Below are 24,199 nucleotides of genomic sequence, written 5' to 3'. Positions count from 1 at the left end.
TGAGGGCCTTGGACGGAGGAGAAGGACACGGAAGCGACAACCGGGATGCCGGACACGGGGCCCGACACCGGCTGATGCGCGGTGGGATACAACGAGGGGAAAACGGGGAGGCGCCGCGCCGCGGATCGGCCGCGGGCAGGCCCGCGCGTGGGTTCAGCCGTGGCGGTGGGTCGGCGGGGCGTGCGCGGGTGGCGTGCGGTAAGGCTGGCCGAGGGTCGGGCTGGCGAAGACGGTGGGTACCCTCATCGCGGTGCCGTTGCGGGTAGTGCGTGCGGGCCACGGGGCCGGCGTGGTATCCGTCGGGCGCTGGCTGCGCCCGCTTTCGCCGTCGGTTTCGCTGATGCCGGGCGGGTGCAGCAAGGGCTGCAGCGGAGCCGGCGGACAACCGTCGAGTGCGGCGGGGAGCGTGGCCGAAAGCCGCGGGGCGTCATCGGCACCGGCACCATGCCCGCCGGCGGCAGCCAGCGCGGTCGCGGCGACGGCCAGCAGGAGCAGGACGACCAGCCACAGGTGCCGGCCCGCCCGCTGCGGGCGGGCCGGCACGTTGCCGGAAGCGGGCCGGAAGGCCGCCCGACGGCTGGCGTCATGTGGATACATGACGATAAATTAAACGATAATGATTCGCATGTCCATATCGTGACCGCGATCATCAATGCCGCCAAGACGGCACCGGAAAGCTCAGTCGCGGTCGTCGCGCGCCCAGATGCCGCCGTTTTCGCGCTTGACCGGGAATTTCGGCGCCGCGGTATAGGCCGGGGCGCACAGCGCGCGGCCGTCGCGCACGTCGAAGCGGGCGCCGTGGAGGACGCATTCGACGCTGCCCTCGGCGGTGTCGAGGTGGCCGGAGGACAGCTCGAATTCCTCGTGCGTGCACTGGTCTTCCAGCGCGTACAGCTCGCCGTCGAGGTTGAACACCACGATGGGCGCACCGGTCACCTCGTCGAAGCCGGTCTTCATTTCACCCGGCAGCAGTTCGTCGCTGTCGCAGATGAAGGTCCAGGTCTCGCTCATGCGCGGGCATCCAGCGGCTTTTCCAGCACCTCGAAGCGCAGGTCGTCGCGCCTGGGGATGCCGAAGCGCTCGTCGCCGTAGGGAAACGGCTTCTTGATGCCGGTGCGGGCATAGCCGCGGCGCTCGTAGAAGGCGATCAGTTCGTCGCGGCAGTCGATCACCGTCATCTGCATGGCCGGCAGCTGCCACTGTTCGGCCACGTGGTGCTCTGCCTCCTGCATCACCCGCTTGCCGATGCCGCCGCCCTGTGCCGCCGGGCTGACCGCGAACATGCCGAAATAGCCGTGGCCGTCCTCGTCGGCGATGTGGCAGCAGGCCTGCATGCGGCCATCGCGCTCGGCGACCAGGATCACGCTGCGCGGGCGCTGCAGCTGGACCAGGATGCTTTCGGCATCGATGCGCTCGCCATCGAGGATGTCGGCCTCGGTGGTCCAGCCCACGCGCGAGGCATCGCCGCGGTAGGCGGAAGTGACCAGTTCGATCAGGGCCGGGATGTCGTCCGCCGTGGCGGCGCGGAAGGTGAGGTCGGTCATGGCGGTAGTTTAGCCCGCGCCTCACTTCGCCTGTAGGAGCGACGCGAGTCGCGACCGGGGCTTTGCCGGGAAGGCCCGGTCGCGACTCGCGTCGCTCCTACAGGCAAGAATCACCCCAGCAACGCGCGCACCTTCTTCAATGCCGCCATGAAGGCCTCGATTTCCTCGTGCGTGTTGTAGAACGCCAGCGAGGCACGGCAGGTGGCGGCGACGCCGAAGTACTGCAGCAGCGGGTGCGCGCAGTGCTGGCCGGAACGTACCGCCACGCCCTGCAGGTCGAGCAGGGTGGCCATGTCGTGCGAATGCGCGCCTTCGACCTGGAACGACACCACCGCGGCCTTGTGCGCGGCGGTGCCGAAGATGCGCACGCCATCCACGCGCCGCAGTTCCTCGGTGAAGTGCGCCAGCAGTTCCTGCTCGCGCGCGGCGATGTGTTCGCGGCCCAGCGCGTCGAGGTAGTCCACGGCCACGCCGAGGCCGACGAAGCCGGCGATGTTCGGGGTGCCGGCCTCGAACTTGTGCGGCGGGTCGTTGAACACGGTGCCGTCGAAGCTGACTTCCTTGATCATCTCGCCACCGCCGAGGAACGGCGGCATCGCCTGCAGGTGCTCGCGCCGCGCCCACAGTGCGCCGGTGCCGGTGGGGCCGCACATCTTGTGGCCGGTGACGGCGTAGAAGTCGCAGCCGATGGCGGCCACGTCCAGCGGCAGGTGCGGCGCGGCCTGCGAGCCATCGACCACGGTGACGATGCCGCGCCGGCGCGCTTCGCGGCAGATCTCGCGCACCGGGTTGATGGTGCCCAGCACGTTGGACACGTGCGCCACCGCCAGCAGCTTCACCTCGGGGGTCATCGCCGCGTGCAGCGCGTCCAGGTCCAGCGTGCCGTCGGGGGCGATCTCGGCCACGCGGATCGTCGCGCCGGTGCGCTGGGCCACCAGTTGCCACGGCACGATGTTGGCGTGGTGCTCCATGCGCGAGACCAGGATCACGTCGCCGGCCTTCAACCTTGGCAGCGCCCACGAATAGGCGACCAGGTTGATGGCGAAGGTGGTGCCGCTGCACAGCACCAGTTCGTCGGCGCGGACGCCCAGGAAACGGGCCAGCTTGCCGCGCGCGCCTTCGTAGGCGTCGGTGGCCTCGGTGCCGAGCGCGTGCACGGCGCGGCTGACGTTGGCGTTGTGGCGGCGGTAGAACGCGCTGGTGGCCTCGATCACCGGCAGCGGCTTCTGCGCGGTGTTGGCGTTGTCGAAATACACCAGCGGCTTGCCATGCACTTCGCGCATCAGCAGCGGGAAGTCGACGCGCACGCGGGCCCAGTCGGGTGCGGCGTCCGTGGCCTGGAGTGGAAGCGGGGAGGAAAGGTTCATGCCATGCCTGCCTGTTGCAGCGCGTGGTCGAGGTGGCGGGCCAGGGTGTCGCCGAGGGCGCCGGCCACGGCCAGCGGCTCGTGGCAGAACGCGGCGCTGAGCATCGCCCGCGCCTGTTCGGCCGGCAGGCCGCGCGAGCGCAGGTAGAACAGCGCGTTGGCGTCGAGTTGGCCGACGGTGGCGCCGTGCGCGGCCTTGACCTCGTCGGCGTCGATCACCAGCGTCGGCTGGGTGTCGATCTCGGCGTCGGCCGACAGCAGCAGGTTCTTGTTGGACAGGTTGGCGTCGGTGCCGTCGGCGCCCTCGCGGATGTGGATGCCGCCGTGGAAAACCACGCGGCTGCGGCCGGCGGCCACGCCGCGCCACAGCAGTTCGGCGGCGGTGTCGCGGGCGACGTGCTCGATGCCCAGCCGGGTATCGATGTGGCGGCGGCCGTTGCCGAGCAGCACGCCGTTGGCGGTGAGCCGGGCGTTGTCGCCTTGCAGCCGCACGTTCAGCTCGTGGCGGCTCAGCGCCGCGCCCAGTTCCAGGTCGACGCGGCTGTAGCGGGCATCGCGCTCCAGCACCGCGTCGGTGCGCAGCAGCGAAGTCGCGCGTGCGCCATCGGCCTGCACGCGGGCGTGGGCGAGCTGCGCGCCCTGCGCGAGCTGCACGTGCACCAGCGTGTTGTCGAAGTTGGCGTTGTCGCTGCCCTGCAGGTGGTGTTCGACCAGCTTCAGCGACGCACCGGGCTGCAGGTCGAGCAGGTGGCGATGGTGCCACGCGCGGTCGGTGCCGTCGCCGCAGCCCACGAACACCAGGTGCAGCGGCGTCGCGGCGATGGCATCGGCGGCCACCTGCACCAGCACGCCTTCGTCGGCGAGCGCGGCGTTGAGCTGGGCGAAGACTTCCTCGGCGCGGTCGAAGCGGCGCTGCAGGAAGCGCGCGGCCTCCGGCTCGTCGTGCCGCACGGCCGACAGCGTGCGCACCCGCACGCCGGCGTCCAGCCCGGACAGGTCGCTGTGCGCGTCGCTGGGACGGCCGTTGACGAACACCAGCCGCGGTGCGGGGATGCCGGCCAGCAGCGCGGCGTCGATGGCCGGGGCCTGCAGCGGCGCCGGGCTGAAGCTGCGGCGTTCGAGCTGGCGCAGCGAGGTGTATTTCCACGCTTCGTTGCGCGCGGCGGGCAGGCCGGCATGCAGCGCGGCATCGAGCACCTCGCGGCGCTCGTCGCTGCCGCAGAAGGCGCTGGCCAGTGATTGCAGGAGCGCGCTCATTACTTGGCCGCCTCGCGCACCACGCGGTCCTTCAGGAAGTCGTAGCCGTGGGCCTCCAGTTCCAGCGCCAGCTCGGGGCCGCCGCTCTTGACGATGCGGCCGTCGGCCAGCACGTGCACCACGTCCGGCTTGATGTAGTCGAGCAGGCGCTGGTAGTGGGTGATGACGATGAACGAGCGCTCGGCGTTGCGCAGTGCATTGACGCCGTCGGCCACGCTCTTGAGCGCGTCGATGTCCAGGCCCGAGTCGGTCTCGTCGAGGATCGCCAGCTTCGGCTCCAGCACCGCCAGCTGGAAGATCTCGTTGCGCTTCTTCTCGCCGCCGGAGAAGCCCTCGTTGACGCCACGGTGCAGTAGCTCGTCCTTCAGGTGCAGCACCGCCAGCTTCTGCCGCACCAGCTTGAGGAACTGCATCGAATCCAGTTCCTCCTCGCCACGGGTCTTGCGCTGGGCGTTGAGCGCGGCGCGCAGGAAGTAGGTGTTGTTGACGCCGGGGATTTCCACCGGGTACTGGAAGGCCAGGAACAGGCCGGCGGCGGCGCGCGCCTCCGGTTCCAGTTCCAGCAGGTCGGCCCCCTCGAACGCCACGCTGCCCTCGCTGACCTCGTAGCCCTCGCGGCCGGACAGCACGTTGCCGAGCGTGGACTTGCCGGCGCCGTTGGGGCCCATGATGGCGTGCACTTCGCCCGGCTTCACGTCCAGCGACAGGCCCTTGAGGATTTCCTTGCCGGCGATGCTTGCGTGGAGGTTTTCGATCTTGAGCATGATGTTGTCCATGTCTTTTGCTTCAAGCCCCTCTCCCGGCGGGAGAGGGGTTGGGGTGAGGGTTCGGGGCGAAGCCGCTGCGGAGTTCGGCGCACGAGGCTTCGCCCGTACCCTCATCCGGCGCTTCGCGCCACCTTCTCCCGGAGGGAGAAGGGAAAAGCGCGTCAGCCGACCGAACCTTCGAGGCTGACTTCCAGCAATTTCTTCGCTTCCACCGCGAACTCCATCGGCAGTTCGCGGAACACCTGCTTGCAGAAGCCGTCGACGATCATCGACACCGCGTTCTCCTGGTCGATGCCGCGCGAGCGGCAGTAGAACATCTGGTCGTCGGAGATCTTGGAGGTGGTGGCCTCGTGCTCGACGGTGGCGCCGGGGTTCTTCACCTCGATGTAGGGGAAGGTGTGGGCGCCGCACTTCTTGCCGATCAGCAGCGAGTCGCACTGGGTGTAGTTGCGCGCGCCATCGGCGCCGGCGGCGACCTTGACCAGCCCGCGGTAGGTGTTCTGGCCGTGGCCGGCGCTGATGCCCTTGCTGACGATCTTGCTCTTGGTGCGCTTGCCGACGTGGATCATCTTGGTGCCGGTGTCGGCCTGCTGGCGGTGGTGGGTGAGCGCCACCGAGTGGAACTCGCCCACCGAGTCGTCGCCCAGCAGCACGCAGGACGGGTATTTCCAGGTGATGGCGCTGCCGGTTTCCACCTGCGTCCAGGTCACCTTGGCGCGCGCGCCGCGGCATTCGGCGCGCTTGGTGACGAAGTTGTAGATGCCGCCGACGCCGTTCTCGTCGCCGGGGTACCAGTTCTGCACGGTGGAGTACTTGATCTCGGCGTCTTCCAGCGCGACCAGCTCGACCACCGCCGCGTGCAGCTGGTTCTCGTCGCGCATCGGCGCGGTGCAGCCTTCCAGGTACGAGACGTAGGCCTTGTCCTCGCAGATGATCAGGGTGCGCTCGAACTGGCCGGTGTGGCCGGCGTTGATGCGGAAGTAGGTGCTCAGCTCCATCGGGCAGCGCACCCCGGCCGGGATGAACACGAAGCTGCCGTCGGAGAACACCGCCGAGTTCAGCGCGGCGAAGTAGTTGTCGCCCACCGGTACCACGGTGCCCAGGTACTGCTTGACCAGCTCGGGGTGTTCCTTGATGGCCTCGGACATGGAGCAGAAGACGATGCCCTTCTCGGCCAGCTCCTTGCGGAAGGTGGTGCCGACGGACACCGAGTCGAACACCGCGTCCACCGCCACGCCGGCCAGCTTGGCACGCTCGTGCAGCGGCACGCCGAGCCGGTCGTAGGTGTCGAGCAGCTCCTTGGGAACCTCGTCCAGCGACTTGTACTTCGGCCCCTTTGGCGCGGAGTAGTAGCTCAGCGCCTGCAGGTCGATCGCGCCGATCTTCAGCTTGGCCCAGTCCGGCTGGCGCATGGTCAGGAAGTGGCGGTAGGCGTCCAGGCGCCATTGCGTCATCCACTCCGGCTCCTCCTTGCGCGCGGAGAGCGCACGGATGGTGTCCTCGTCCAGGCCCGGCGGCAGCGAGTCCGACTCGATGTCGGTGACGAAGCCGGCGTCGTACTTGCGGCCGAGCTGCTCGTGGATCTCGCGGTTGGCGCTGTCGGCGGTGGCGGGGGTTTCGATGGTTTCGGTGGCCATGTGGGGGGCTGCCTACGGTGATTCAGGAAACGACGGCGACGGTGATCCGTCGTCGGTCGGCAATGGGCAAGGGGTGCAGCATCTGCGCCAGGGTGACGCCGCGCAGCGCTTCGGCCAGCACGTCGTTGATCAGGCGCCAGTTCGAGCGCACGCCGCACTGGTCGGCGATGCCGCACTGGCTGTGGTCGTGGCTGCATTCGGTGATCGCCAGCGGGCCTTCCATCGCCTCGACGATCTCGATCAGGCTGATGTCGGTGGCGGGGCGGGCCAGGCGGTAGCCGCCGCGCACGCCGCGCAGGCCTTCCACCAGCCCGGCCTGTGCCAGCGGCTTGAGCAGCTTGCTGACGGTGGGCGGCTCCAGCCCGGCGGCCTCGGCCAGTTCGGTCGCGCTCAGCACTTCGCCTGGCCGTGCGGCGAGCACGGTCAGCACGACGGTGGCGTAATCGGTGAGCTTGGTGACGCGGAGCATCGCTGGGCGGGGGAATTCAATGTGGACCGAAATTGTACTCTTTTGCCGCCGGCGCCTCAAACCCGGGCAATGCCGGCCGGTTGACCCAGGTCAAGGCGGCCTCGGATGGCGCCGGGCTTGGGATGCGGCGCGTTCCTGCGCGAGAATCACCGTTCCCATCGTTCACGGTCGTCCCCATGCCCAAGAAGATCCAGGCGCGCAAATCCACCATCCACGGCAACGGCGTGTTTGCGCTGGCTCCCCTGCGCAAGGGCGAGCGGGTGATCGAGTACAGGGGCCTGCGCCGCACCCATGCCGAGGTGGATGCCGACGACGCCGGCGACGTGGAGAGCGGCCACACCTTCCTGTTCACCCTGAATGACGACTACGTCATCGACGCCAACCACAAGGGCAATGATGCGCGCTGGATCAACCACAGCTGCGCGCCGAACTGCGAGGCGGTGATCGCCGAGGCCGAGGGCGACGACCGCACCGCCGACAAGGTGTTCATCGAGGCGATCCGCGACATCAAGCCGGGCGAGGAGCTGACCTACAACTACGGCATCACCCTGGCCGAGCGGCACACCCCGCGGCTGAAAAAGATCTGGGAATGCCGTTGCGGCTCGCGCAAGTGCACCGGGACGATGCTGCAGCCGAAGCGCTAGGGTCCGTAGGCCGGGGTTACATCCCCGACGCACGGGATACGGGACTGCCTGCGTCGGGGATGTAACCCCGACCTACAGGCGCCGGATTTGCCCGGCATGGATCCTCAGTTGCCCAGCAGCCCTTGCGGCAACAGGTTGCCGAGGTTCCGGTTGAAATCCACCGCGATGCGGCCGTTCTCGATGCCCACCGACTGCACCTGCAGGGTGTCCATGATCCGGGCGATGGCCGGGTCGATGCGGTAGATCGGCTCGCGGCGCGCGTAGTCGGCCAGCCACGTGTTGAGCAGGCTGCGGGTGCCGGCGTCGAGCTCGCCGCCGGCCATCGCCGGCTTGAAGGTGTCGATGGTGGGCTGTTCGAGGTGGAAGCCGCGGGTGCCGGCGTCGTAGCGCAGGCCGCTGCTCAGGCCCACGCTGCCCACCGGCATCGATGCGCTGCCGGCGGCGGCCATCGCCAGGTCGAACTGCAGGTTCAGGCGGTTGCCGGCCGGCAAGGTGAGGTGGGGCTGGCTGACCGTCAGCGCGAGCAGGCCACCCAATGCCTTCTGCGAGCGCGGGAAGCTGCCGTCCAGGTACTGCTGCACGTCGGCCGCATCCACGGTGAGCTGCCGGCCCTTGACCTGCGGCGCGGCGTGGGCGGTGGCGGCAAGGGCGAGGCAGGCCGCGGCGGGCAACAGCAGGGTGCGGAAGTTCATCGGTCGTGGACGGTGGTGGCGATGGCTCGCACGATAACCGCAAACGGTGAACGCCCGGTTAGCCGCGCGCCGCCGGCATGGCGTTCATTGCTGCACGTCGCGCAACGCCTGCAGCTTGGTGACCAGCCCGCCCAGTTCCGGTTGCAATGCCGCCAGCAGATGGGCGTCGTTGCGTGCCGACGCCGCCAGCGTTTCTAGCAGGCCGGCGGCAACCACCGCGCTGGCGGCCTCTGTGCAGGACAACTGGCGTTGCATGCCTTCCAGTTCGCGCATCCAGTTGCGCGGGCTGCGCTGCTCGAACTCGATGGTGCAGCGGCCGGTGCAGGGCAAGCCATCGGCCTCGATGGGGGTGACGGTGATGCGATAGCGGTGCGGGTTGGACATGGTGGTGCCGGGGGAGAGTGCCTGAGGGCCACCATAGGCCGCCGGCATGGCCGCGGCGAGGTCCCGGCCATGACGCTGTGTTCCAGCGTGGAACGGGCGTCGCGCCTGGAACGGACCGGTCCGTTGCAGCGTCGTCACGCGGCCGTGGATGCCGGGACAAAAACAAACGGGACGGCATTGCCGTCCCGTCCGGTTCGCCTGAAAGGCGCGCGCGTTGTCAGAGCGCGGCGTCCTTGAGCTTCTTCAGCGGGCGGACCTTGATCTTGGTGGTGGCCGGCTTGGCGGCGAACACCTGCTCTTCCTTGGTGAACGGGTTGATGCCCTTGCGCTTCGGCTTGGCCGGCACGTGCACGGTGCTGATCTTCAGCAGGCCCGGCAGGGTGAAGCTGCCCGCGCCCTTCTTGTGGACCGACGCGGAAACGGCGCCTTCCAGCGCGGCCAGCACGGCGCGGACGTCCTTGGCGGCGACGCTGGTCGCTTCGGCCAGGTGGGCGACCAGACCGGACTTGGTCAGGGCTTCCTTGATCGGCTTGGGAGCGGCCGGCTTGGCGGCAGCCTTCGGTGCAACTTTCTTCACTGCCTTCTTCGGGGCAGCCTTCTTAGCGGTCTTTGCCATGATTTCCTGTTCCGTGAACGGTTGGTTGTTGGTCGTGCCGACCCCGTCGGCTAGCGAAATGTAGGGCATGCGCCGGGCATCGCCAATAGGGAATCGCACAAAAAAGCCCGTCAAAATCGCTTCCATCGGCCGTCATGCGGCATGTGAGCGCTCGTGGCATGCGGAAAAAGCCGGGTTTTCCCGCTTGTGCCCGCACTTCGCGGCGGTTGCGGACTGGCGCCGGCAGGCCGGCTTTCGCGCATGTCCGGGCGCTGCAATGCACAAGCTGCCGGCCGATGCTGCGCATCGTTCGTGCCGATCCGGTTTGTCACCTCCCGCTCGATGGCGGCATAGTCGCCGCACCTCAGTCCGGGAGTGCCCCGCATGCGCCGCATCGCCTGTCTTGCCCTGTTGCTTCCGTGCCTGCACGCATTGCCGGCCCATGCCGAAGTACGCGTGCTGGTCGCCGACAGCATCCGCACCGGCGATCCGCAGCAGCCGCTGGCCACCGCACTGGCATGGGACACGGAAGATGGCCGCCTGTTGGCGGTGGGGCAGCGCGAGGCGTTGTTGCGGCAGTATCCGCAGGCCCCGCGCATCGATGCCGGCGCCGCCACCGTGGTACCCGGGTTGATCGACGCGCATGCGCACCTGGTCTACCTGGGCAACGCGCTGGCGCAGGCGGACCTGACCGGTACGCGCAGCCGCACCGAAGTGGTGCAGCGCCTGCGTGCATTCGAGCAGACGCTGGCGCCGGGCGAATGGCTGCTCGGCGCTGGCTGGGACCAGAACCATTGGGAGGACGGCACCGGCTTTCCCACCGCCGCGGATCTGGATGCGGCCTTCCCGGAGCGCCCGGTGTACCTGGATCGCATCGACGGACACGCCGGCTGGGTCAACAGTGCGGCGCTGCGCATCGCCGAGCAGGCGGCCGGCAAGCCGCTGGCCGGCGACTGGCAGCCGCAGGGCGGGCGCATCGTGCGCGATGCCGCCGGCAACGCGACCGGCGTGCTGGTGGATAACGCCGCCGGACTGGTGAGCGCCCACATCCCGTCGCCGGATGCGGCCGCGCGCGAGAAGCGCCTGCTGGCCGCATTGCACGAAGCGGTGCGCAATGGCCTCACCGGCGTGCACGACATGGGCGTGTCGCGCGAAGACCTGGCGCTGATGAAGCAACTGGCCGACCAGGGCAGGCTGCCGCTGCGCATCGATGCCTATGCCGATGGCAACCGCGCCGCGCTGGACGACCTGTGCGCGGATGGCCCGTACCGGCATCCGGGCGGGCGCCTGCAGATGCGCGGGGTCAAGCTGTTCATGGATGGCGCGCTGGGCAGCCGCGGCGCGGCGATGCTGGCCGACTACAGCGACGACCCGCACAACCGCGGCCTGCTGGTGACCTCGCCGCAGGACTACGAAGTGGCCGTGCGCAAGGCCGCCGGCTGCAAGCTGCAGGTGGCGACCCATGCCATTGGCGACCGCGGCAACCGCATCGTGCTCGATACCTATGAACGGGTGCTGGGCGCGGACAAGGGCAGCGACCACCGTTGGCGGGTGGAGCATGCGCAGGTGGTGGCGCTGGAGGACATCCCGCGCTTCGCCGGGCTGGGTGTCGTCGCCTCGATGCAGCCGACCCACGCCACCTCGGACATGGGCTGGGCCGAACTGCGCGTCGGCCCGGAGCGGATCAAGGGCGCCTATGCGTGGCAGCGCTACCTGCACAGTGGCGCGCATCTGGCGCTGGGATCGGATTTCCCGGTTGAACGGGTCGATCCGCGCCTGGGCCTGTACGCGGCGGTGACGCGGCAGGACCGCGACGGCCAGCCGCCGGGTGGCTGGCAGCCGGAGCAACGGCTGAGCGCGGCCGAAGCGCTGCGTGGTTTCACCAGCGATGCGGCGTGGGCCGGCCACGACGAGGCCGAGGTCGGCCGCCTGCAACCCGGCCTGCATGCCGATTTCGTCGTCTTCGACCGCGACCCGCTGGATGAGGACGTGCGTCTGGACGAATTGAAGGTGTTGTCCACGTGGGTCGATGGCGAGGCGGCGTACGAGGCTGATTTGCACGCCGATTGAGTGTGGGGCGCACTTCAGGCGTGATGCGGCCATCGGCAACTGCCGAATGCACTTGTAGGTGTGGGGCTTGCCCCACACGGCGCTTTCCCGGTGAAGCCACATGCGGGGCAAGCCCCGCATCTACGGGAAACGTCGCAGGTCGGGGCTACGTCCCCGACCTGCCATCAGCGGTCGTCGCGCAGGCTGCCGCCGGGCAGGAACACCCAGGTGCGGGTGACCTGCAGGATGTCGATGTCGTCGTTGGTCCGAGGCAACGGCGGAAACGGCTGCGCCAGCTCCACCACCCGCAGCGCGGCGGCGTCGAGCAGCGGGGTGCCGCTGCTGCGCAGGATGCGGCTGCTTTCCACGCTGCCGTCGCGGCGCACGCCGACGGTGATCACCACCTGCCCGCCGAGCCGGCGCTGGCGCGCTTCGTCCGGGTAGTTCAGGTTGCCGACGCGCTCGGCGCGGTCCACCCAGGCGCGCAGGTAGTTGGCATAGATGTATTCGCGGGTACTGGCCGAGACGAACTTGCGGTTCGGGCGCTTGGCGTATTGCTCCGAGCGCAGGTGCACTTCGGCGGCCAGCCGCGCCATCTCGGCGTCGCGCTGCTCGCGCGCGGTCATCGGCGCGTTGGCGTCGGGCAGCTCGGGCAGCGGCCGGGGCTGCGCGTTGGGCACCACGTCTTCGCCGCGCTGGCTGCTGACCACGCGTGCCTGCGGCGGTGGCTGCATGGCGGCGGACTGACGTTGCTGCGGCACCGGCGCCAGCCCGGCGCGCGGTTGCGGCACGATGCCGCCCTGGCTGTCGCGCGGCCGCTGCGGCGTGTCGTGGTCGCCGCCGCCCTGCTGGTTGGCCTGGGCGAGGAAGTCGGCCTGCTTCGGCGTCAGCGGCGTGCTGGTCTGGCTGAAGATCACGTCCAGGGTCGGCACCAGCGGCGCGTTGTCGCTGACCGCGAAGCCCACGCCGAGGATCAGCAGGCCGTGCACCAGCGCCGACAGCACCAGGGTGGCGCCCAGGCGCTGCTGCTCGGTGGCCTGCGGCGGCGCGGGCAGGGTGCCGGGGGGGGCGTTCATCGGGTGGGGCCGGCCTCGATCGCGTCGAACAGCTGCCCGGCGATGTTCAGCCCGAACTGCGCGTCCAGCTCGCGCACGCAGGTGGGGCTGGTGACGTTGACCTCGGTGAGGTAGTCGCCGATCACGTCCAGGCCGACGAAGCGCATGCCGCGGCGCTTCATCTCCGGGCCGACCTGCGCGGCGATCCAGCGGTCGCGCTCGCTCAGTGGCCGGCCTTCGCCGCGGCCGCCGGCGGCGAGGTTGCCGCGGAACTCGTCGCCCTGCGGGATGCGCGCCAGGCAGTAGTCCACCGGTTCGCCGTCGATCAGCAGGATGCGCTTGTCGCCGGCGCTGATGTCGGGGATGAAGCGCTGCGCCAGCGCCAGCCGGCGGCCGCCGTCGGTCAGGGTTTCCAGGATCACGTTGAGGTTGGGGTCGCCCGTGCCGCTGCGGAAGATCGAGCGCCCGCCCATGCCGTCCAGCGGCTTGAGCACCACCTGCCCGTGTTCCAGCGCGAACGCCTTCAGGTCGCGGACGTCGCGGCTGACAAGGGTGGGCGGGCAGCACTGCGGGAACAGCAGCGCGGCCAGCTTCTCGTTGAAGTCGCGCAGCCCCTGCGGGTCGTTGACCACCTGCGCGCCGGCCTGCTGGGCGACGCCGAGGACGTGGGTGTCGTACAGGTACTCGCCGTCGAACGGCGGGTCCTTGCGCATCAGCACCACCTGGCCAGGGCCGAACGCCAGCGGCGCGAACTCGCCCAGCGTGAACCAGCCGGCCTTGTCGTCGCGCACCTGCAGCGGCGCCGCCTCGGCCACCGCAGCGCCGCCGCGCAGCGCCAGCCCGCCGGGGCGCACGTAGTGCAGGCGGTGGCCGCGGCGCTGGGCTTCCAGCAGCATGGCGAAGGTGGTGTCCTTGGCGATCTTGATCTGGGCGATGGGGTCCATCACCACGATGACGTCCAGCATGGTCCGCAGCCTTTCGGGTCAGGGGGGCGATGGTAGCGTCCGCGCATGGCGGGCGCCCAGCGCCGCGCGTGGCCCGGTGCGTTGCGCGGCTGAATGGCCCCGCGCACGCGACTGCGATGGGGTTCACATCCGGGCTCCCGGCGGCCGCGCCGCAACGCCCGCCCTTGACAGTTCGCGGCGGTATTGGGATATAGATCGCCTTCGCAGCAACGCCGTGTCCAAATGGAGCGTTGCGCGCGCCGGGGAATTGCCAATGGTTGAAAACATGGCTGCGGGTGGGGAACTCGCAGGATTGAAGGTGATGGTCATCGATGATTCGAAGACCATCCGACGCACTGCCGAAACGCTGCTCAAGCGCGAAGGCTGCGAGGTCGTGACCGCGAGCGACGGCTTCGAGGCACTGGCCAAGATCGCCGACCAGCAGCCGCAGATCATCTTCGTGGACATCATGATGCCGCGCCTGGATGGCTACCAGACCTGCGCGCTGATCAAGGGCAACCAGCTGTTCAAGGCCACGCCGGTGATCATGCTGTCCTCCAAGGACGGCCTGTTCGACAAGGCGCGTGGCCGCATCGTCGGCTCGGAGCAGTACCTCACCAAGCCGTTCACGCGCGACGAACTGTTGGGTGCCATCCGCACATACGTCAACGCCTGAACCAGGGGGTAAGGCAACAATGGCTCGAATCCTGTTGATCGAGGACTCACCGACCGACCGGGCGGTGTTCACGCAATGGCTCGAAAAGGCCGGGCACGAGGTGCTGGCCACCGACAATGCCGAGGAAGGCCTGCAGATCGCCCGCAGCCAGTCGCCGCAGCTGGTGCTGATGGACGTGGTGCTGCCGGGCATGAGCGGTTTCCAGGCCACCCGCGCGCTGTCGCGCGACGAGGCCACGCGCAACATCCCGGTGCTGATCGTCAGCACCAAGAGCATGGAAACCGACATGGCCTGGGGCATGCGCCAGGGCGCTACCGACTACATCGTCAAGCCGCCGCGCGAAGATGCGTTGATCGCGCGCATCAACCAGTTGGTGGGCTGATGCGCTCGCCATTCGACATCCTCGAAGCCTACGAACGCCGCAGCCTGGCGCACGCGGTGCAGTTGCCCGAGCGGCAGTTCGCGCAGGACGTGTGGCGCGGCGTCGGCTACCGCGTCGGCAACCAGCGGCTGGTGTCCGATTTCCGCGAAGTGGTGGAAATCGTGCCGATGCCGCCGGTCACCCCGGTGCCGGGCGCGCAGCCGTGGCTGCTGGGCGTGGGCAACCTGCGCGGCAACCTGTTCCCGGTGGTGGACCTGAAGTATTTCCTGGAAGGGCAGCGCACCGTCCAGCAGGAAGGCCACCGCGTGCTGATCATGCGCCAGACCGGCGGCGACGTCGCGCTGAGCATCGACGAGCTGTACGGCCAGCGCAGCTTCGAAGCCTCGCAGCAGGTGGACGCCGGCGCCATCGCCCGCGGCCGCTATGCCCATTTCGTCGAGCGTGCGTTCAACGACGGCAGCCACGACTGGGGCGTGTTCTCGCTTTCGCTGCTGTCCCGCACCCCTGAATTCCGGCAGGCCGCCGCCTGAGCGCGGGCCCGCCCTTCCGTATTGGATAGAGGTTGAACATGAGTACTGCTGCAGATGCCGCCAAGGCGGGCAAGACCGGCAACGTGGGAACCAATTTCTGGCTGGGCCTGCTGGTGTTGTCGATGATCGTGTTCGGCGCCAACACCGGCGTGGCGACGTGGCAGGGCAGCCGCCTGGCCGGCGCCAGCACCGGCGTGGCCGACCTGCAGGTGCTGTCGCAGCAGCTGGCCAACCAGGGCCGCGAGGCCGTGGCCGGCAACCGCGACGCCTACGCCGCGTTCAAGGACACCCGCACCAAGGTGGAGAGCACGGTGGCCGCGCTGGACGGGCGCTTCGGCCAGGAGCCGGGCGTGGCCGCGCCGCTGCGCACGCTGGTCGATACCTGGCAGCCGCTGTCCAAGAACGCCGAGCAGATCGTGGCCAGCGAGCCGGCGGTGCTGGCGCTGGCCGGCAATGCCGACAACTTCGTCGGCGCGGTGCCGCAGCTGCAGGCGCAGCTGAACGAGGTGGTGCGCGCGATGACCGCCAGCGGCGCCCAGGCCTCGCAGATCTACAGTGGCCTGCAGCAGGTGGTGGTCGTCGGCACGATGGCACGCCGGGTCACGGAAATCCGTGCCGGCGGCGTCGGTGCCAGCAGCGCCGGCGACGCGCTGGCGCGCGACATGACCGTGTTCAGCCAGGTGCTGGAAGGCCTGCGCAACGGCAACGAGGAACTGGGCATTACCGCGGTGCGCAACGCCAACGTGCAGGTGGCGCTGGAGCAGTCGGCCAACCAGTGGGCGAAGATGAAGAAGGACGCCGACACCATCCTGGCCAGCTCGCGCAACCTGTTCGCCGCGCAGTCCTCGGCGGCGGCGCTGGCGGCCGGCTCGGACAAGATGCTGGCCGACAGCAAGAAGCTGTTCGACGCCTTCTCCGCGTTCGGTTCCACCCGCGACACCCGCATCTTCCCGAACTTCTGGTGGAGCGTGGTGTTCGGCGCGCTGTCGCTGCTGTCGATCATCGCCTTCGTCTGGAGCTCGGTGCGCAGCCGCTCGCGCGAGCAGGAACTGCGCTACCAGACCCAGGTGGAGTTCAACAGCCGCAACCAGCAGGCGATCATGCGGCTGCTGGACGAAATCAGCTCGCTGGGTGAAGGCGACCTGACGGTGAAGGCCTCGGTGACCGAGGACATGACCGGCGCCATCGCCGACGCAATCAACTACGCCGTGGACGAACTGCGCCACCTGGTGACCACCATCAACGACACCTCCAGCAAGGTGGCGGTGTCGGCGCAGGAAACTCAGGCCACCGCCATCCAGCTGGCCGAAGCGGCCGGCCACCAGGCCGACGAGATCACCAGCGCCTCGGACCGCATCGGCGAGATCGCCTCGTCCATCGAACAGGTGTCGCGCAACTCCAACGAGTCGGCCGAAGTGGCGCAGCGCTCGGTGGTCATCGCCACCGAGGGCGCCGGCGTGGTGCGCCAGACCATCCAGGGCATGGACCAGATCCGCGACCAGATCCAGGAAACCTCCAAGCGCATCAAGCGGCTGGGCGAGTCCTCGCAGGAGATCGGTTCGATCGTGGAACTGATCAACGACATTTCCGAGCAGACCAACATCCTGGCGTTGAACGCGGCGGTGCAGGCGGCCTCGGCCGGCGAGGCCGGCCGCGGTTTCGCGGTGGTGGCCGACGAAGTGCAGCGACTGGCAGAGCGCACCTCCGGCGCGACCCGCCGGATCGAAGGCCTGGTGCAGGCGATTCAGGCCGACACCAACGAAGCGGTGACCTCGATGGAGCAGACCACCGCCGAAGTGGTGTCCGGCGCGCGCCTGGCCGAGGACGCCGGTACCGCACTGACCGAGATCGAGCGCGTGTCCAACGCGCTGAACACCCTCATTCGAAACATCTCCATCGCCGCCCACCAGCAGTCCGCCGCCGCTACCGACATCACCCAGACGATGGGCGTGATCCGGCAGATCACCGGCCAGACCTCGCAGGGTGCTGGGCAGACCGCCGAGTCGCTGGGCCAGCTGAACCAGCTGGCAGCCGAGCTGCGCCGCTCGGTGGCCGACTTCAAGCTGCCGGCCTGAAGCGCCTGAACGGGGGGCGGGGATGCAAAGGAACCAGCTGATGAAGTGTCGTCACAACGCAAAGCAGGGCCGCCCGGACGGCATGCGATCGATGCTGTACGGGGGAGTGCGATGAATACCTTGCGCGATGCGATGAGCCACGCGGCGCTGGGCTGGGTCAAGCCGGAACTGGACGAAACCCTGCGCCAGGCCCGCAATGAAATCGAGTATTTCGTCGAGGACCCCGCTGACGGCAGCCGCATGCGTTTCTGCGCCGGCTACCTGCACCAGGTGCAGGGCACGCTGCGCATGGTCGAGCTGTACGCCCCGGCGATGGTTGCCGAGGAGCTGGAGCAGCTGGCCGACGCCGTGCGCGACGGCGGCGTGCCCGACCGCGACGAAGCCTGCGCCACGCTGATGCGCGGCACCGTGCTGCTGCCCGACTACCTGGAACGCCTGCAGAACGGCCACCGCGACATCCCGATCGTGCTGCTGCCGCTGCTCAACGAGATCCGCGCCGCACGCGGCGCCGAAGGCATCAACGAAAGCGTGCTGTTCGCCTTCAACCCGGAGGCCGGCGACGCCAGCGAAGCCGAGCTGGAACACGCGCGCGGCAGCCTGGCCGGGCGCAACCGCGAGCTGCTGGACACGGTCGGCGGCGCGGTCAAGGAAGAACTGCTGCGCATCAAGGACGCACTGGACCTGCACGTGCGCATGGGCGGCACGCCGTCCGAACTGCAGCCGCAGGTCGACGAGCTCAACGCCGTGGCCGACACGCTCGGGGTGATGGGGCTGGGCGTGGCGCGCGGCGTGGTGACGCAGCAGCGCGACGCGCTGCGCGAAGTGGTGGCCGGTACCCGGCCGATCGACGACAACCTGCTGCTGGACATCGCCGGTGCACTGCTCTACGTCGATGCCTCGCTGGACGATCAGGTTGCCTACCTGGGCGCCAACATCGATGGCGACGAAGACCCGGCCTCGGTGGAAACCCGGCGCACGGTCGAGGTGCTGGCACACGAGGCCATCGCCAATTTCGCCGCCGCGCGCGAAGCCTTCATCGCCTTCATCGAGACCAACTGGGACCATGCCCGCCTGCAGGACGTGCCGCGCCTTCTCGACGAGGTCGCCGGCGCGCTGCGCATGCTCGACCTGCCGACTCCCGCCGATTACCTGGGCGGCGTGCGCCAGTACATCGGCGTCGAGCTGATCGGCCGCAAGCGCGTCCCCGGTGGTCGCCAGCTCGACACGCTGGCCGATGCGATGGCCAGCCTGGAGTACTACCTCGAAGCCCTGCGCGAGCGCCGTCCGGGCCGCGACGAAATCCTCGACATCACCCGCAGCAGCCTGGAAGCGCTGCACTACTGGCCGGTGCCGCCGGAGCGGCAGGATGCGGATGTGCCGGTCGCCGAGGTTGCCTTGGCGGCCCCCGTCGTGCCGCCGCCGGCCAGCGAAGAAATCGCCGCTCCCGTTGCCAGCGTCCCGGCGCCGGTGGTGGAAGCTCCGGCTGCGCCGCCGCGGCCGCTGCTGTTTGCCGAGGCCATCCACGCCAAGCCGACTCCGCCGGAGTCGCCAGCGGCAGTGCCGCCGCCCGAACTGCCGATCCCGGCTGCCGATCCGGCGCCTGCCGACATTGCACCGGTGGTCACCGCGGCCGATGGCATGACGTTCACTGCGCTGGATGCCGACGATGGCGCCGCGCCGGTGCCGGTCGAGCTGCCGGAACTTCCGCATTCCTTCGGCACCGAGCCGGTGACGACGCATGAAGCCGCCGGGGAGGCCAAGCCGGTCAGCGATGGTTTCCTCGCCTTCGACCCAGTGTCCGCCGAGGACTGGAATCTGGCCGATGCCCCCGCCGATACCGGCGATGGCAGCGCCACGCCCTTCGATTTCGAGGCCGAAGTCCAGCAGCCTGTGGCCGAAGCCGGGCATGATGCGGGCCCCGCACCGGGGATGCCGCTTACCACGCCCGCCGAGGTCGAAGCCGAGGACGCATCGACGCAGCCGGCCGACGCGCCAGCGATCGAAGTGGACCCCGAAATCGCCGCCTTCATGGCCGAGTTGAACATGGCCGCGGCTGCGTTCGACCCGCTCGCCGCGGAATCCACCGCACCGGCGGAAACGGCGGTACCCGCTCCGTCGGTGCCGATAGCGGCTTCCGCCGCGGCCAGCGTGCCGCGCGTGGAAGGCGGTTTCGACGACAGCGCCGAGCAGATCGACCAGGACATCCGCGAGGTGTTCATCGAGGAATTCGACGAGGAACTGGAAAACCTCGGCCGCCTGCTGCCGATCTGGCGCGCCGCGCCGGACAACCTGGAACGCCTGCGCCCGGTGCGGCGCGTGTTCCACACGCTGAAGGGCAGTGGCCGGCTGGTGGGCGCACGCACGCTGGGTGAGTTCAGCTGGAAGATCGAGAGCATGCTCAACCGCGTGCTCGACGGCAGCCGCCCGGCCAGCCCGGCGGTGGTGGCGATGGTCAACCAGGCCTACGAGGTGCTGCCGCAGTTCAATGCCGCGCTGCGCGGCAGCGGCCACATCCATTCCGACGTGCTCGGCATGCAGGACGTGGCCGACCGCATCGCCGCCGGCGAGGAAGCCTTCCACGTCGCCGGCGAAGTGGCGGCGCCCGCCGCCGCACCGGTCGTGCAGCAACCGCAACTTGCTGTGGAACCGGTGCCGACCGGCACGCCGGCGTCGGTGGACAGCGTGCTGCGCGAAATCCTCGAAGCCGAAGTCGGCCAGCACCTGGCCACGGTCGAGGAGTGGCTGGCGCGCTCGCGTCCGCAGCCGCAGCCGGTGACCGACGAATTGCTGCGCGCGGTGCACACGATGAGTGGCGCCTTCGCGATGACCGACGTGCCGGAAATCACCGCGGTGACCGCGCCGGTCGAGTCCTTCGTCAAGCGTTCGCTGGCCAACGCGGTCACCCCGGACCCGCAGGGGGTCGAAGCGATGGCCGAGGCCGCCGCCGCGGTGGCGGCGACGATCACTGCATTGCAGGCGCCTTCGCCGCTGATTCCGTCGTTCGCACCGCTGGCCGCGCGCCTGCAGGTGCTGGTCGATGCATTGCCCGAGGCGCAGTGGCCGCCGCTGGTCGACGACCTTGCCGATGACGAGGCGGACGACGCTGACGCCGCACCCGAAACCCCGGTCGCCGAGGTGCAGGAACTGGCGGGCATCGAGGATCTTTCCGCTTATTTCGACCCGTCGCTGCTGGACCTGCCGTCTGGCGACAGTGGAGCCGCGCAGGCGGTCACCGGTGGAGACGAAATCCGTCTGGACGACGTGGCTGCGGAACTGCCTGTCGCGTTCGTGGACGACGTGCCGGCAACTTTCGACGCCGGCATCCCGCTCGAACCGGCCGTCGAAACTGCCGATGCGCAGGAAGACGTGCCTGCCCCCACGCTGTCGATGGAAGCGTTCGATCCGGGCATCGCCGCCGGTACCGACGACCATGCCGATCCAGCGCCGGTCGTCCTGCCGCCCGGATTGCCGGCCGAAAGCGCCGAGGTCGAGGTGCCGCAGGCGGGCATCGAAGAACCCGTTGTCGATCACGAGGCAACCGAAGCCGTCGTCGAAACGATCGCGATCGATGAAATCGACGCACCCGCCGAGGTTGTACCGGCAATGCCGGAGGCCGAGGCGGAAGCACCGCTCGCGGCGCTTGACGAACACGCCGCTGGCCTGACGCTGGAAGCCGAAGCCGAAGCCGAAGCCGAAGCCGAAGCCGTCGAGCTGGCGCCGTTGACCGCGCCGGTCGAAGAGGAAATCCCCGCACCCGCGATGGCCGTGGCCAGCGCCGACAAGGCTGGGCTCGATGCCGGCCCGCTCGACTTCGACGAACTCGACCGCGAACTTGTCGATATCTTCGTCGAGGAAGGCAAGGACCTGCTCGACCATTGCGATGGCGTCATCAGCCAGTTGCGCTCGGCGCCGGAAGACCGCGAACTGCTGGCCGAGCTGCAGCGCGACCTGCACACGCTCAAGGGCGGCGCGCGCATGGCCGGCATCAACGCCATCGGCGACCTCGGCCACGGCATCGAATCGTTGCTGGAAGCGGTGGCGGCCAACCGCACCGAAATCGGCCGCAGCGACGTGCAACTGCTCGAACGCGGTTTCGACCGCCTGCACCAGTTGCTGCTCCACACCGGCGCCCACCGTGCGGTACGGATGCCCGGCGACTTGGTCGAAGCCTTCGAGGCCCGCACCGCCGGCCGCAGCCCGGTGCAGGAAGCCGCGCCGGCCGCCGACCTCGCGCCGCAGCCGCAAGCTCCGGTCGAGGTGGCGCTGCCCACGTTCGATGCCGTATCGCCGGAAGCGACGCCTGAAAGCGAACCGGCAGCCGAAGAAATTCCCGCGCCGGTGACTGTCGAAACCGCGGTGCCGGTCGCCGAGGCCGTCGCCGCCCCGGTCGCCGCCATTGCCACCGCGCCGCTGTCGGCGCCGGTGGTGGAAGCGCAGGCCAGCGACGAGGAGGGCGCCCCGCGCACGCAGGAACAGGTCCGCGTCCGCGCAGACCTGCTCGACAACCTGGTCAACCACGCCGGCGAAGTGGCGATCTACCGCTCGCGCCTGGAACAGCAGCTGGGTGCGTTCCGCAACGCGATGGCCGAGCTGGACCGCACCAACGCCCGTCTGCGCGACCAGTTGCGCCGCCTGGACCTGGAAACCGAAGCGCAGATCGTCGCCCGTTACCAGCGCGAGCAGGACCAGGCCGAGCAGGCGTTCGACCCGCTGGAGCTGGACCGCTTCTCCACGCTGCAGCAGCTCAGCCGCGCGTTGAACGAGTCGGCGGCCGACCTGGGTGGCCTGCAGGGCGTGCTCGACGACCTGTCGCGCAACTACGACACCCTGCTGCAACAGCAGTCGCGGGTCAGCTCGGAACTGCAGGACGGCCTGATGCGCGCGCGCATGGTGCCGTTCGACGGCCTCGTGCCGCGCCTGCGCCGCGTGGTCCGCCAGGCCGCGCAGGAAACCGGCAAGCAGGTGCATCTGCTGCTGGACGGTACCCACGGCGAACTGGATCGCAACGTGCTCGACCGCATGGTCGCGCCGCTGGAACACATGCTGCGCAACTCCGTCGCGCATGGTCTGGAAACGCCGGCCGCGCGCCAGGCCGCCGGCAAGCCGGAAGAGGGCAACATCACCCTGCGCCTGCGCCGCGAAGGTTCGGAAATCGTGCTGGAAGTGGCCGACGACGGTGCCGGCCTCGACCGCGAGGCGATCCGCCGCCGCGCCGAGCAGCGCGGCCTGATCGAAGCCGGCGCGCAGCTCGACGACGCGCAGCTGGACAACCTGATCTTCGCCTCCGGCTTCAGCACCAGCGAGCAGGTCAGCCAGCTCGCCGGCCGCGGAGTGGGCATGGACGTGGTGCGCAACGAAGTGCGCCAGCTCGGCGGCTCGGTGGACATCCACTCCGTGCGCGGGCAGGGCGTCACCTTCACCCTGCGCTTGCCGCAGACGCTGGCGGTCACCCAGGCGGTGTTCGTGCGCATCGGCGAAACCACCTTCGCCGTGCCGGTGGCCTCGGTCAGCGGTATCGGCCGCATTGCCCGCGAACGCTTCGAATCCGGCCAGGGCGGCTACCACTACAACGGCGAGGACTATTCGCTGCACGACTTGGGCACGCTGGTCGGCCAGGCCGCGGCCAAGGCCGAGGGCCAGCCGCAGGTGCCGCTGCTGCTGGTCCGCGCCGGCGAACTGCGCGCCGCGGTGGCGATCGACCAGGTGCTGGGCAACCGCGAAATCGTGGTCAAGCCGGTGGGCCTGCAGATCGCCTCGGTGCAGGGCATCTACGGCGCCACCATCACCGGCGAAGGCAACGTGGTGGTGATCCTGGACGTCGCCCCGCTGGTGCGCCGCCACCTGTCGCAGCCGCAGGCGCCGGTACAGGCCGAGGCGGCCACCGGCCAGCACGAGGTGCCGCTGGTGATGGTGGTGGACGACTCGCTGACCATGCGCAAGGTCACCGGCCGCGTGCTGGAACGCCACAACTTCGAGGTGGTGGTTGCGCGCGACGGCGTGGAAGCGCTGGAGCGGCTGGAAGAGCGCGTGCCCGACCTGATGCTGCTGGACATCGAGATGCCGCGCATGGACGGCTACGAGCTGGCCACCGCGATGCGTGCCGACGCGCGCTACAAGGCGGTGCCGATCGTGATGATCACCTCGCGCAGCGGCGACAAGCACCGCCAGCGCGCCTTCGAGATCGGCGTGCAGCGCTACCTCGGCAAGCCGTACCAGGAGCTGGATCTGATGCGCAATGTCTACGACCTGCTGGGGATTGCCCGTGCTCGCGAATGACCGCCCCACCGACAAGCCGGTGGCCCTGCTGGCCCGGCCGGGCGCCGCACGCGAGCGCCTGAAGGAAGCCCTGCAGGCCGCCGGTGGCCGCCTGGTGCTGGAAGACGACCCGAACACGCTCGACGCGGCGGCCTTGCAGGCCTCCAGCGCCAGCGTGGTGCTGGTGGCGCTGGAGCCGGCGGTCGAGGACGCGCTGGAGCGCCTCGAAACCGTGCTGCAGGCGCCGCACCTGAGCCTGGTGTTCGACGAGGCGGAGCTGGCCGGGCGCCGTGAAGGCTGGGAAGCGCAGCGCTGGGTCCGCCACCTGGCGGCCAAGCTGCACGGCCACGACAACGTGCTGCCGCCGGGACAGGAACAGGACGTCGCGCCGTTGCCGGAGCCAGGCATGCCCGAGCGCCCGGCCGAACGCCACGCCGACGCGCCGCTGCAGTTCCACCTCGACGAAGCCGTCGAGCATGCCGACGAAGTGCCGGCCGATGCCCTGTACGTGCCGCCGGCCGAACCGGAAGCGGGCGTGCTCAGCTTCGAGGAACTGATGGCGATGGCGCCGCGCGCGCCGTTGGACGAAACGCCGGCCGCGCCCGCGTTGCCGCCGCCGTTGCCGGCCATTGACGCGCAAGCGAGCGTGCCGCCGGCTGCATCGCCGTTGCCGGCGGTGGAGCCGGGCAGTTTCGCCAACTGGTCGCTGGTGGACGACGACGCCTATGTCGCCCCGGTGGCGGACGCCGCCGCGGCTGCCGAGCCGACGCCGGCTCTCCTTTCCGATTCGATGCTGGAACTGGAACCGGTGGTGGAAGCCGGGGCAGGGACGGCGAACCCGGTGCAGGGCGCGGTGCTGTTGCTGGCCGGCATCGGCG

At 69.5% G+C, this 24,199-nt stretch carries 20 protein-coding genes and 1 pseudogene; 8 read left to right on the top strand and 13 right to left on the bottom strand.

From position 1 onward, the window contains the following. Positions 1-153: 153 nt before the first annotated feature. The 8 genes from ABB34_RS03535 to ABB34_RS03500 form a co-directional block, all read right to left on the bottom strand. Positions 154-597, bottom strand: coding sequence for a hypothetical protein (locus ABB34_RS03535; protein WP_057639870.1), 444 nt, complete (start codon positions 595-597; stop codon positions 154-156). Between the two features lie 81 nt (positions 598-678). Then, on the bottom strand, positions 679-1,011 hold the full coding sequence (locus ABB34_RS03530; RefSeq protein WP_057639869.1) for a non-heme iron oxygenase ferredoxin subunit: 333 nt from the start codon (positions 1,009-1,011) through the stop codon (positions 679-681). Then, the gene (locus ABB34_RS03525; RefSeq protein WP_057639868.1) at positions 1,008-1,544 is read right to left on the bottom strand and encodes a GNAT family N-acetyltransferase; all 537 of its coding nucleotides are present in this window, start codon (positions 1,542-1,544) and stop codon (positions 1,008-1,010) included. The genes ABB34_RS03530 and ABB34_RS03525 overlap by 4 nt, the downstream gene beginning before the upstream one ends. A gap of 110 nt (positions 1,545-1,654) precedes the next feature. Beyond that, a complete protein-coding gene (locus ABB34_RS03520; RefSeq protein ID WP_057639867.1) occupies positions 1,655-2,911 on the bottom strand; it encodes a cysteine desulfurase in 1,257 nt (418 codons plus the stop codon). Beyond that, a complete protein-coding gene (gene sufD, locus ABB34_RS03515) occupies positions 2,908-4,167 on the bottom strand; it encodes a Fe-S cluster assembly protein SufD (RefSeq protein WP_057639866.1) in 1,260 nt (419 codons plus the stop codon). The genes ABB34_RS03520 and sufD overlap by 4 nt, the downstream gene beginning before the upstream one ends. After that, positions 4,167-4,931, bottom strand: a complete 765-nt coding sequence (sufC, locus tag ABB34_RS03510) for a Fe-S cluster assembly ATPase SufC (RefSeq protein ID WP_057639949.1) — start codon at positions 4,929-4,931, stop codon at positions 4,167-4,169. The genes sufD and sufC overlap by 1 nt, the downstream gene beginning before the upstream one ends. 164 nt (positions 4,932-5,095) lie before the next feature. Next, on the bottom strand, positions 5,096-6,571 hold the full coding sequence (sufB, locus tag ABB34_RS03505; protein ID WP_057639865.1) for a Fe-S cluster assembly protein SufB: 1,476 nt from the start codon (positions 6,569-6,571) through the stop codon (positions 5,096-5,098). Between the two features lie 22 nt (positions 6,572-6,593). Next, the gene (locus ABB34_RS03500) at positions 6,594-7,040 is read right to left on the bottom strand and encodes an SUF system Fe-S cluster assembly regulator (RefSeq protein ID WP_057639864.1); all 447 of its coding nucleotides are present in this window, start codon (positions 7,038-7,040) and stop codon (positions 6,594-6,596) included. A gap of 176 nt (positions 7,041-7,216) precedes the next feature. Between ABB34_RS03500 and ABB34_RS03495 the strand changes: the two genes are divergently transcribed. After that, complete coding sequence (locus ABB34_RS03495) at positions 7,217-7,684, top strand: SET domain-containing protein (protein ID WP_057639863.1); 468 nt, start codon at positions 7,217-7,219, stop codon at positions 7,682-7,684. Between the two features lie 104 nt (positions 7,685-7,788). Here the strand turns inward: ABB34_RS03495 and ABB34_RS03490 are convergent, their stop codons facing one another. From ABB34_RS03490 to ABB34_RS03480, 3 genes are all read right to left on the bottom strand, one after another. Beyond that, positions 7,789-8,376, bottom strand: coding sequence for a DUF1439 domain-containing protein (locus tag ABB34_RS03490; RefSeq protein WP_057639862.1), 588 nt, complete (start codon positions 8,374-8,376; stop codon positions 7,789-7,791). 84 nt (positions 8,377-8,460) lie between these two features. Beyond that, a complete protein-coding gene (locus ABB34_RS03485; protein WP_057639861.1) occupies positions 8,461-8,760 on the bottom strand; it encodes a DUF3861 family protein in 300 nt (99 codons plus the stop codon). A 217-nt stretch (positions 8,761-8,977) separates the two neighbouring features. Further along, complete coding sequence (locus ABB34_RS03480) at positions 8,978-9,376, bottom strand: HU family DNA-binding protein (RefSeq protein ID WP_057639948.1); 399 nt, start codon at positions 9,374-9,376, stop codon at positions 8,978-8,980. A 363-nt stretch (positions 9,377-9,739) separates the two neighbouring features. On the opposite strand from ABB34_RS03480, the gene ABB34_RS03475 reads away from it, so the two are divergent. After that, a complete protein-coding gene (locus ABB34_RS03475) occupies positions 9,740-11,425 on the top strand; it encodes an amidohydrolase (RefSeq protein WP_057639860.1) in 1,686 nt (561 codons plus the stop codon). A gap of 164 nt (positions 11,426-11,589) precedes the next feature. Here the strand turns inward: ABB34_RS03475 and ABB34_RS03470 are convergent, their stop codons facing one another. Next, positions 11,590-12,480 carry an energy transducer TonB family protein gene (locus tag ABB34_RS03470; RefSeq protein ID WP_057639859.1) on the bottom strand — a complete coding sequence of 297 codons (891 nt, stop codon included), beginning with the start codon at positions 12,478-12,480 and terminating at the stop codon, positions 11,590-11,592. Beyond that, positions 12,477-13,424, bottom strand: a complete 948-nt coding sequence (gene gshB, locus ABB34_RS03465) for a glutathione synthase (protein WP_057639858.1) — start codon at positions 13,422-13,424, stop codon at positions 12,477-12,479. The genes ABB34_RS03470 and gshB overlap by 4 nt, the downstream gene beginning before the upstream one ends. A 253-nt stretch (positions 13,425-13,677) precedes the next feature. On the opposite strand from gshB, the gene pilG reads away from it, so the two are divergent. The 6 genes and pseudogenes from pilG to ABB34_RS03435 all read left to right on the top strand — a co-directional run. Continuing rightward, positions 13,678-14,079 (top strand): twitching motility response regulator PilG, encoded by a 402-nt coding sequence (pilG, locus tag ABB34_RS03460; protein WP_057639857.1) that lies wholly within the window; start codon positions 13,678-13,680, stop codon positions 14,077-14,079. Between the two features lie 19 nt (positions 14,080-14,098). Next, positions 14,099-14,461, top strand: coding sequence for a response regulator (locus tag ABB34_RS03455; RefSeq protein WP_057639856.1), 363 nt, complete (start codon positions 14,099-14,101; stop codon positions 14,459-14,461). Then, entirely contained in the window at positions 14,461-14,991 is a 531-nt protein-coding gene (locus tag ABB34_RS03450) for a chemotaxis protein CheW (protein ID WP_057639855.1), read from the top strand. Before ABB34_RS03455 ends, ABB34_RS03450 begins: the two co-directional genes overlap by 1 nt. A gap of 38 nt (positions 14,992-15,029) precedes the next feature. After that, positions 15,030-17,066: a methyl-accepting chemotaxis protein gene (locus tag ABB34_RS03445; protein ID WP_057639854.1), complete on the top strand. Its 2,037-nt coding sequence runs from the start codon at positions 15,030-15,032 to the stop codon at positions 17,064-17,066. A gap of 111 nt (positions 17,067-17,177) precedes the next feature. After that, entirely contained in the window at positions 17,178-23,342 is a 6,165-nt protein-coding gene (locus ABB34_RS03440) for an Hpt domain-containing protein (protein WP_057639853.1), read from the top strand. After that, positions 23,329-24,199, top strand: a pseudogene (locus tag ABB34_RS03435) (chemotaxis protein CheB); the annotation flags it as partial. The gene ABB34_RS03440 and the pseudogene ABB34_RS03435, both read left to right, overlap by 14 nt.

This window comes from Stenotrophomonas daejeonensis, from assembly GCF_001431505.1.
Lineage (GTDB): Bacteria > Pseudomonadota > Gammaproteobacteria > Xanthomonadales > Xanthomonadaceae > Stenotrophomonas > Stenotrophomonas daejeonensis.
This window is presented reverse-complemented; position numbering and strand designations above follow the sequence as displayed.

Coding starts and splice junctions, on each gene's coding strand:
- ABB34_RS03485 (WP_057639861.1), bottom strand. CDS start 8,760: ATGTCCAACCCGCACCGCTATCGCATCACCGTCACCCCCATCGAGGCC.
- sufC (WP_057639949.1), bottom strand. CDS start 4,931: ATGCTCAAGATCGAAAACCTCCACGCAAGCATCGCCGGCAAGGAAATC.
- ABB34_RS03455 (WP_057639856.1), top strand. CDS start 14,099: ATGGCTCGAATCCTGTTGATCGAGGACTCACCGACCGACCGGGCGGTG.
- ABB34_RS03500 (WP_057639864.1), bottom strand. CDS start 7,040: ATGCTCCGCGTCACCAAGCTCACCGATTACGCCACCGTCGTGCTGACC.
- ABB34_RS03530 (WP_057639869.1), bottom strand. CDS start 1,011: ATGAGCGAGACCTGGACCTTCATCTGCGACAGCGACGAACTGCTGCCG.
- ABB34_RS03535 (WP_057639870.1), bottom strand. CDS start 597: ATGTATCCACATGACGCCAGCCGTCGGGCGGCCTTCCGGCCCGCTTCC.
- ABB34_RS03450 (WP_057639855.1), top strand. CDS start 14,461: ATGCGCTCGCCATTCGACATCCTCGAAGCCTACGAACGCCGCAGCCTG.
- ABB34_RS03470 (WP_057639859.1), bottom strand. CDS start 12,480: ATGAACGCCCCCCCCGGCACCCTGCCCGCGCCGCCGCAGGCCACCGAG.
- ABB34_RS03490 (WP_057639862.1), bottom strand. CDS start 8,376: ATGAACTTCCGCACCCTGCTGTTGCCCGCCGCGGCCTGCCTCGCCCTT.
- ABB34_RS03525 (WP_057639868.1), bottom strand. CDS start 1,544: ATGACCGACCTCACCTTCCGCGCCGCCACGGCGGACGACATCCCGGCC.
- ABB34_RS03520 (WP_057639867.1), bottom strand. CDS start 2,911: ATGAACCTTTCCTCCCCGCTTCCACTCCAGGCCACGGACGCCGCACCC.
- sufD (WP_057639866.1), bottom strand. CDS start 4,167: ATGAGCGCGCTCCTGCAATCACTGGCCAGCGCCTTCTGCGGCAGCGAC.
- gshB (WP_057639858.1), bottom strand. CDS start 13,424: ATGCTGGACGTCATCGTGGTGATGGACCCCATCGCCCAGATCAAGATC.
- sufB (WP_057639865.1), bottom strand. CDS start 6,571: ATGGCCACCGAAACCATCGAAACCCCCGCCACCGCCGACAGCGCCAAC.
- pilG (WP_057639857.1), top strand. CDS start 13,678: ATGGTTGAAAACATGGCTGCGGGTGGGGAACTCGCAGGATTGAAGGTG.
- ABB34_RS03445 (WP_057639854.1), top strand. CDS start 15,030: ATGAGTACTGCTGCAGATGCCGCCAAGGCGGGCAAGACCGGCAACGTG.
- ABB34_RS03480 (WP_057639948.1), bottom strand. CDS start 9,376: ATGGCAAAGACCGCTAAGAAGGCTGCCCCGAAGAAGGCAGTGAAGAAA.
- ABB34_RS03475 (WP_057639860.1), top strand. CDS start 9,740: ATGCGCCGCATCGCCTGTCTTGCCCTGTTGCTTCCGTGCCTGCACGCA.
- ABB34_RS03495 (WP_057639863.1), top strand. CDS start 7,217: ATGCCCAAGAAGATCCAGGCGCGCAAATCCACCATCCACGGCAACGGC.
- ABB34_RS03440 (WP_057639853.1), top strand. CDS start 17,178: ATGAATACCTTGCGCGATGCGATGAGCCACGCGGCGCTGGGCTGGGTC.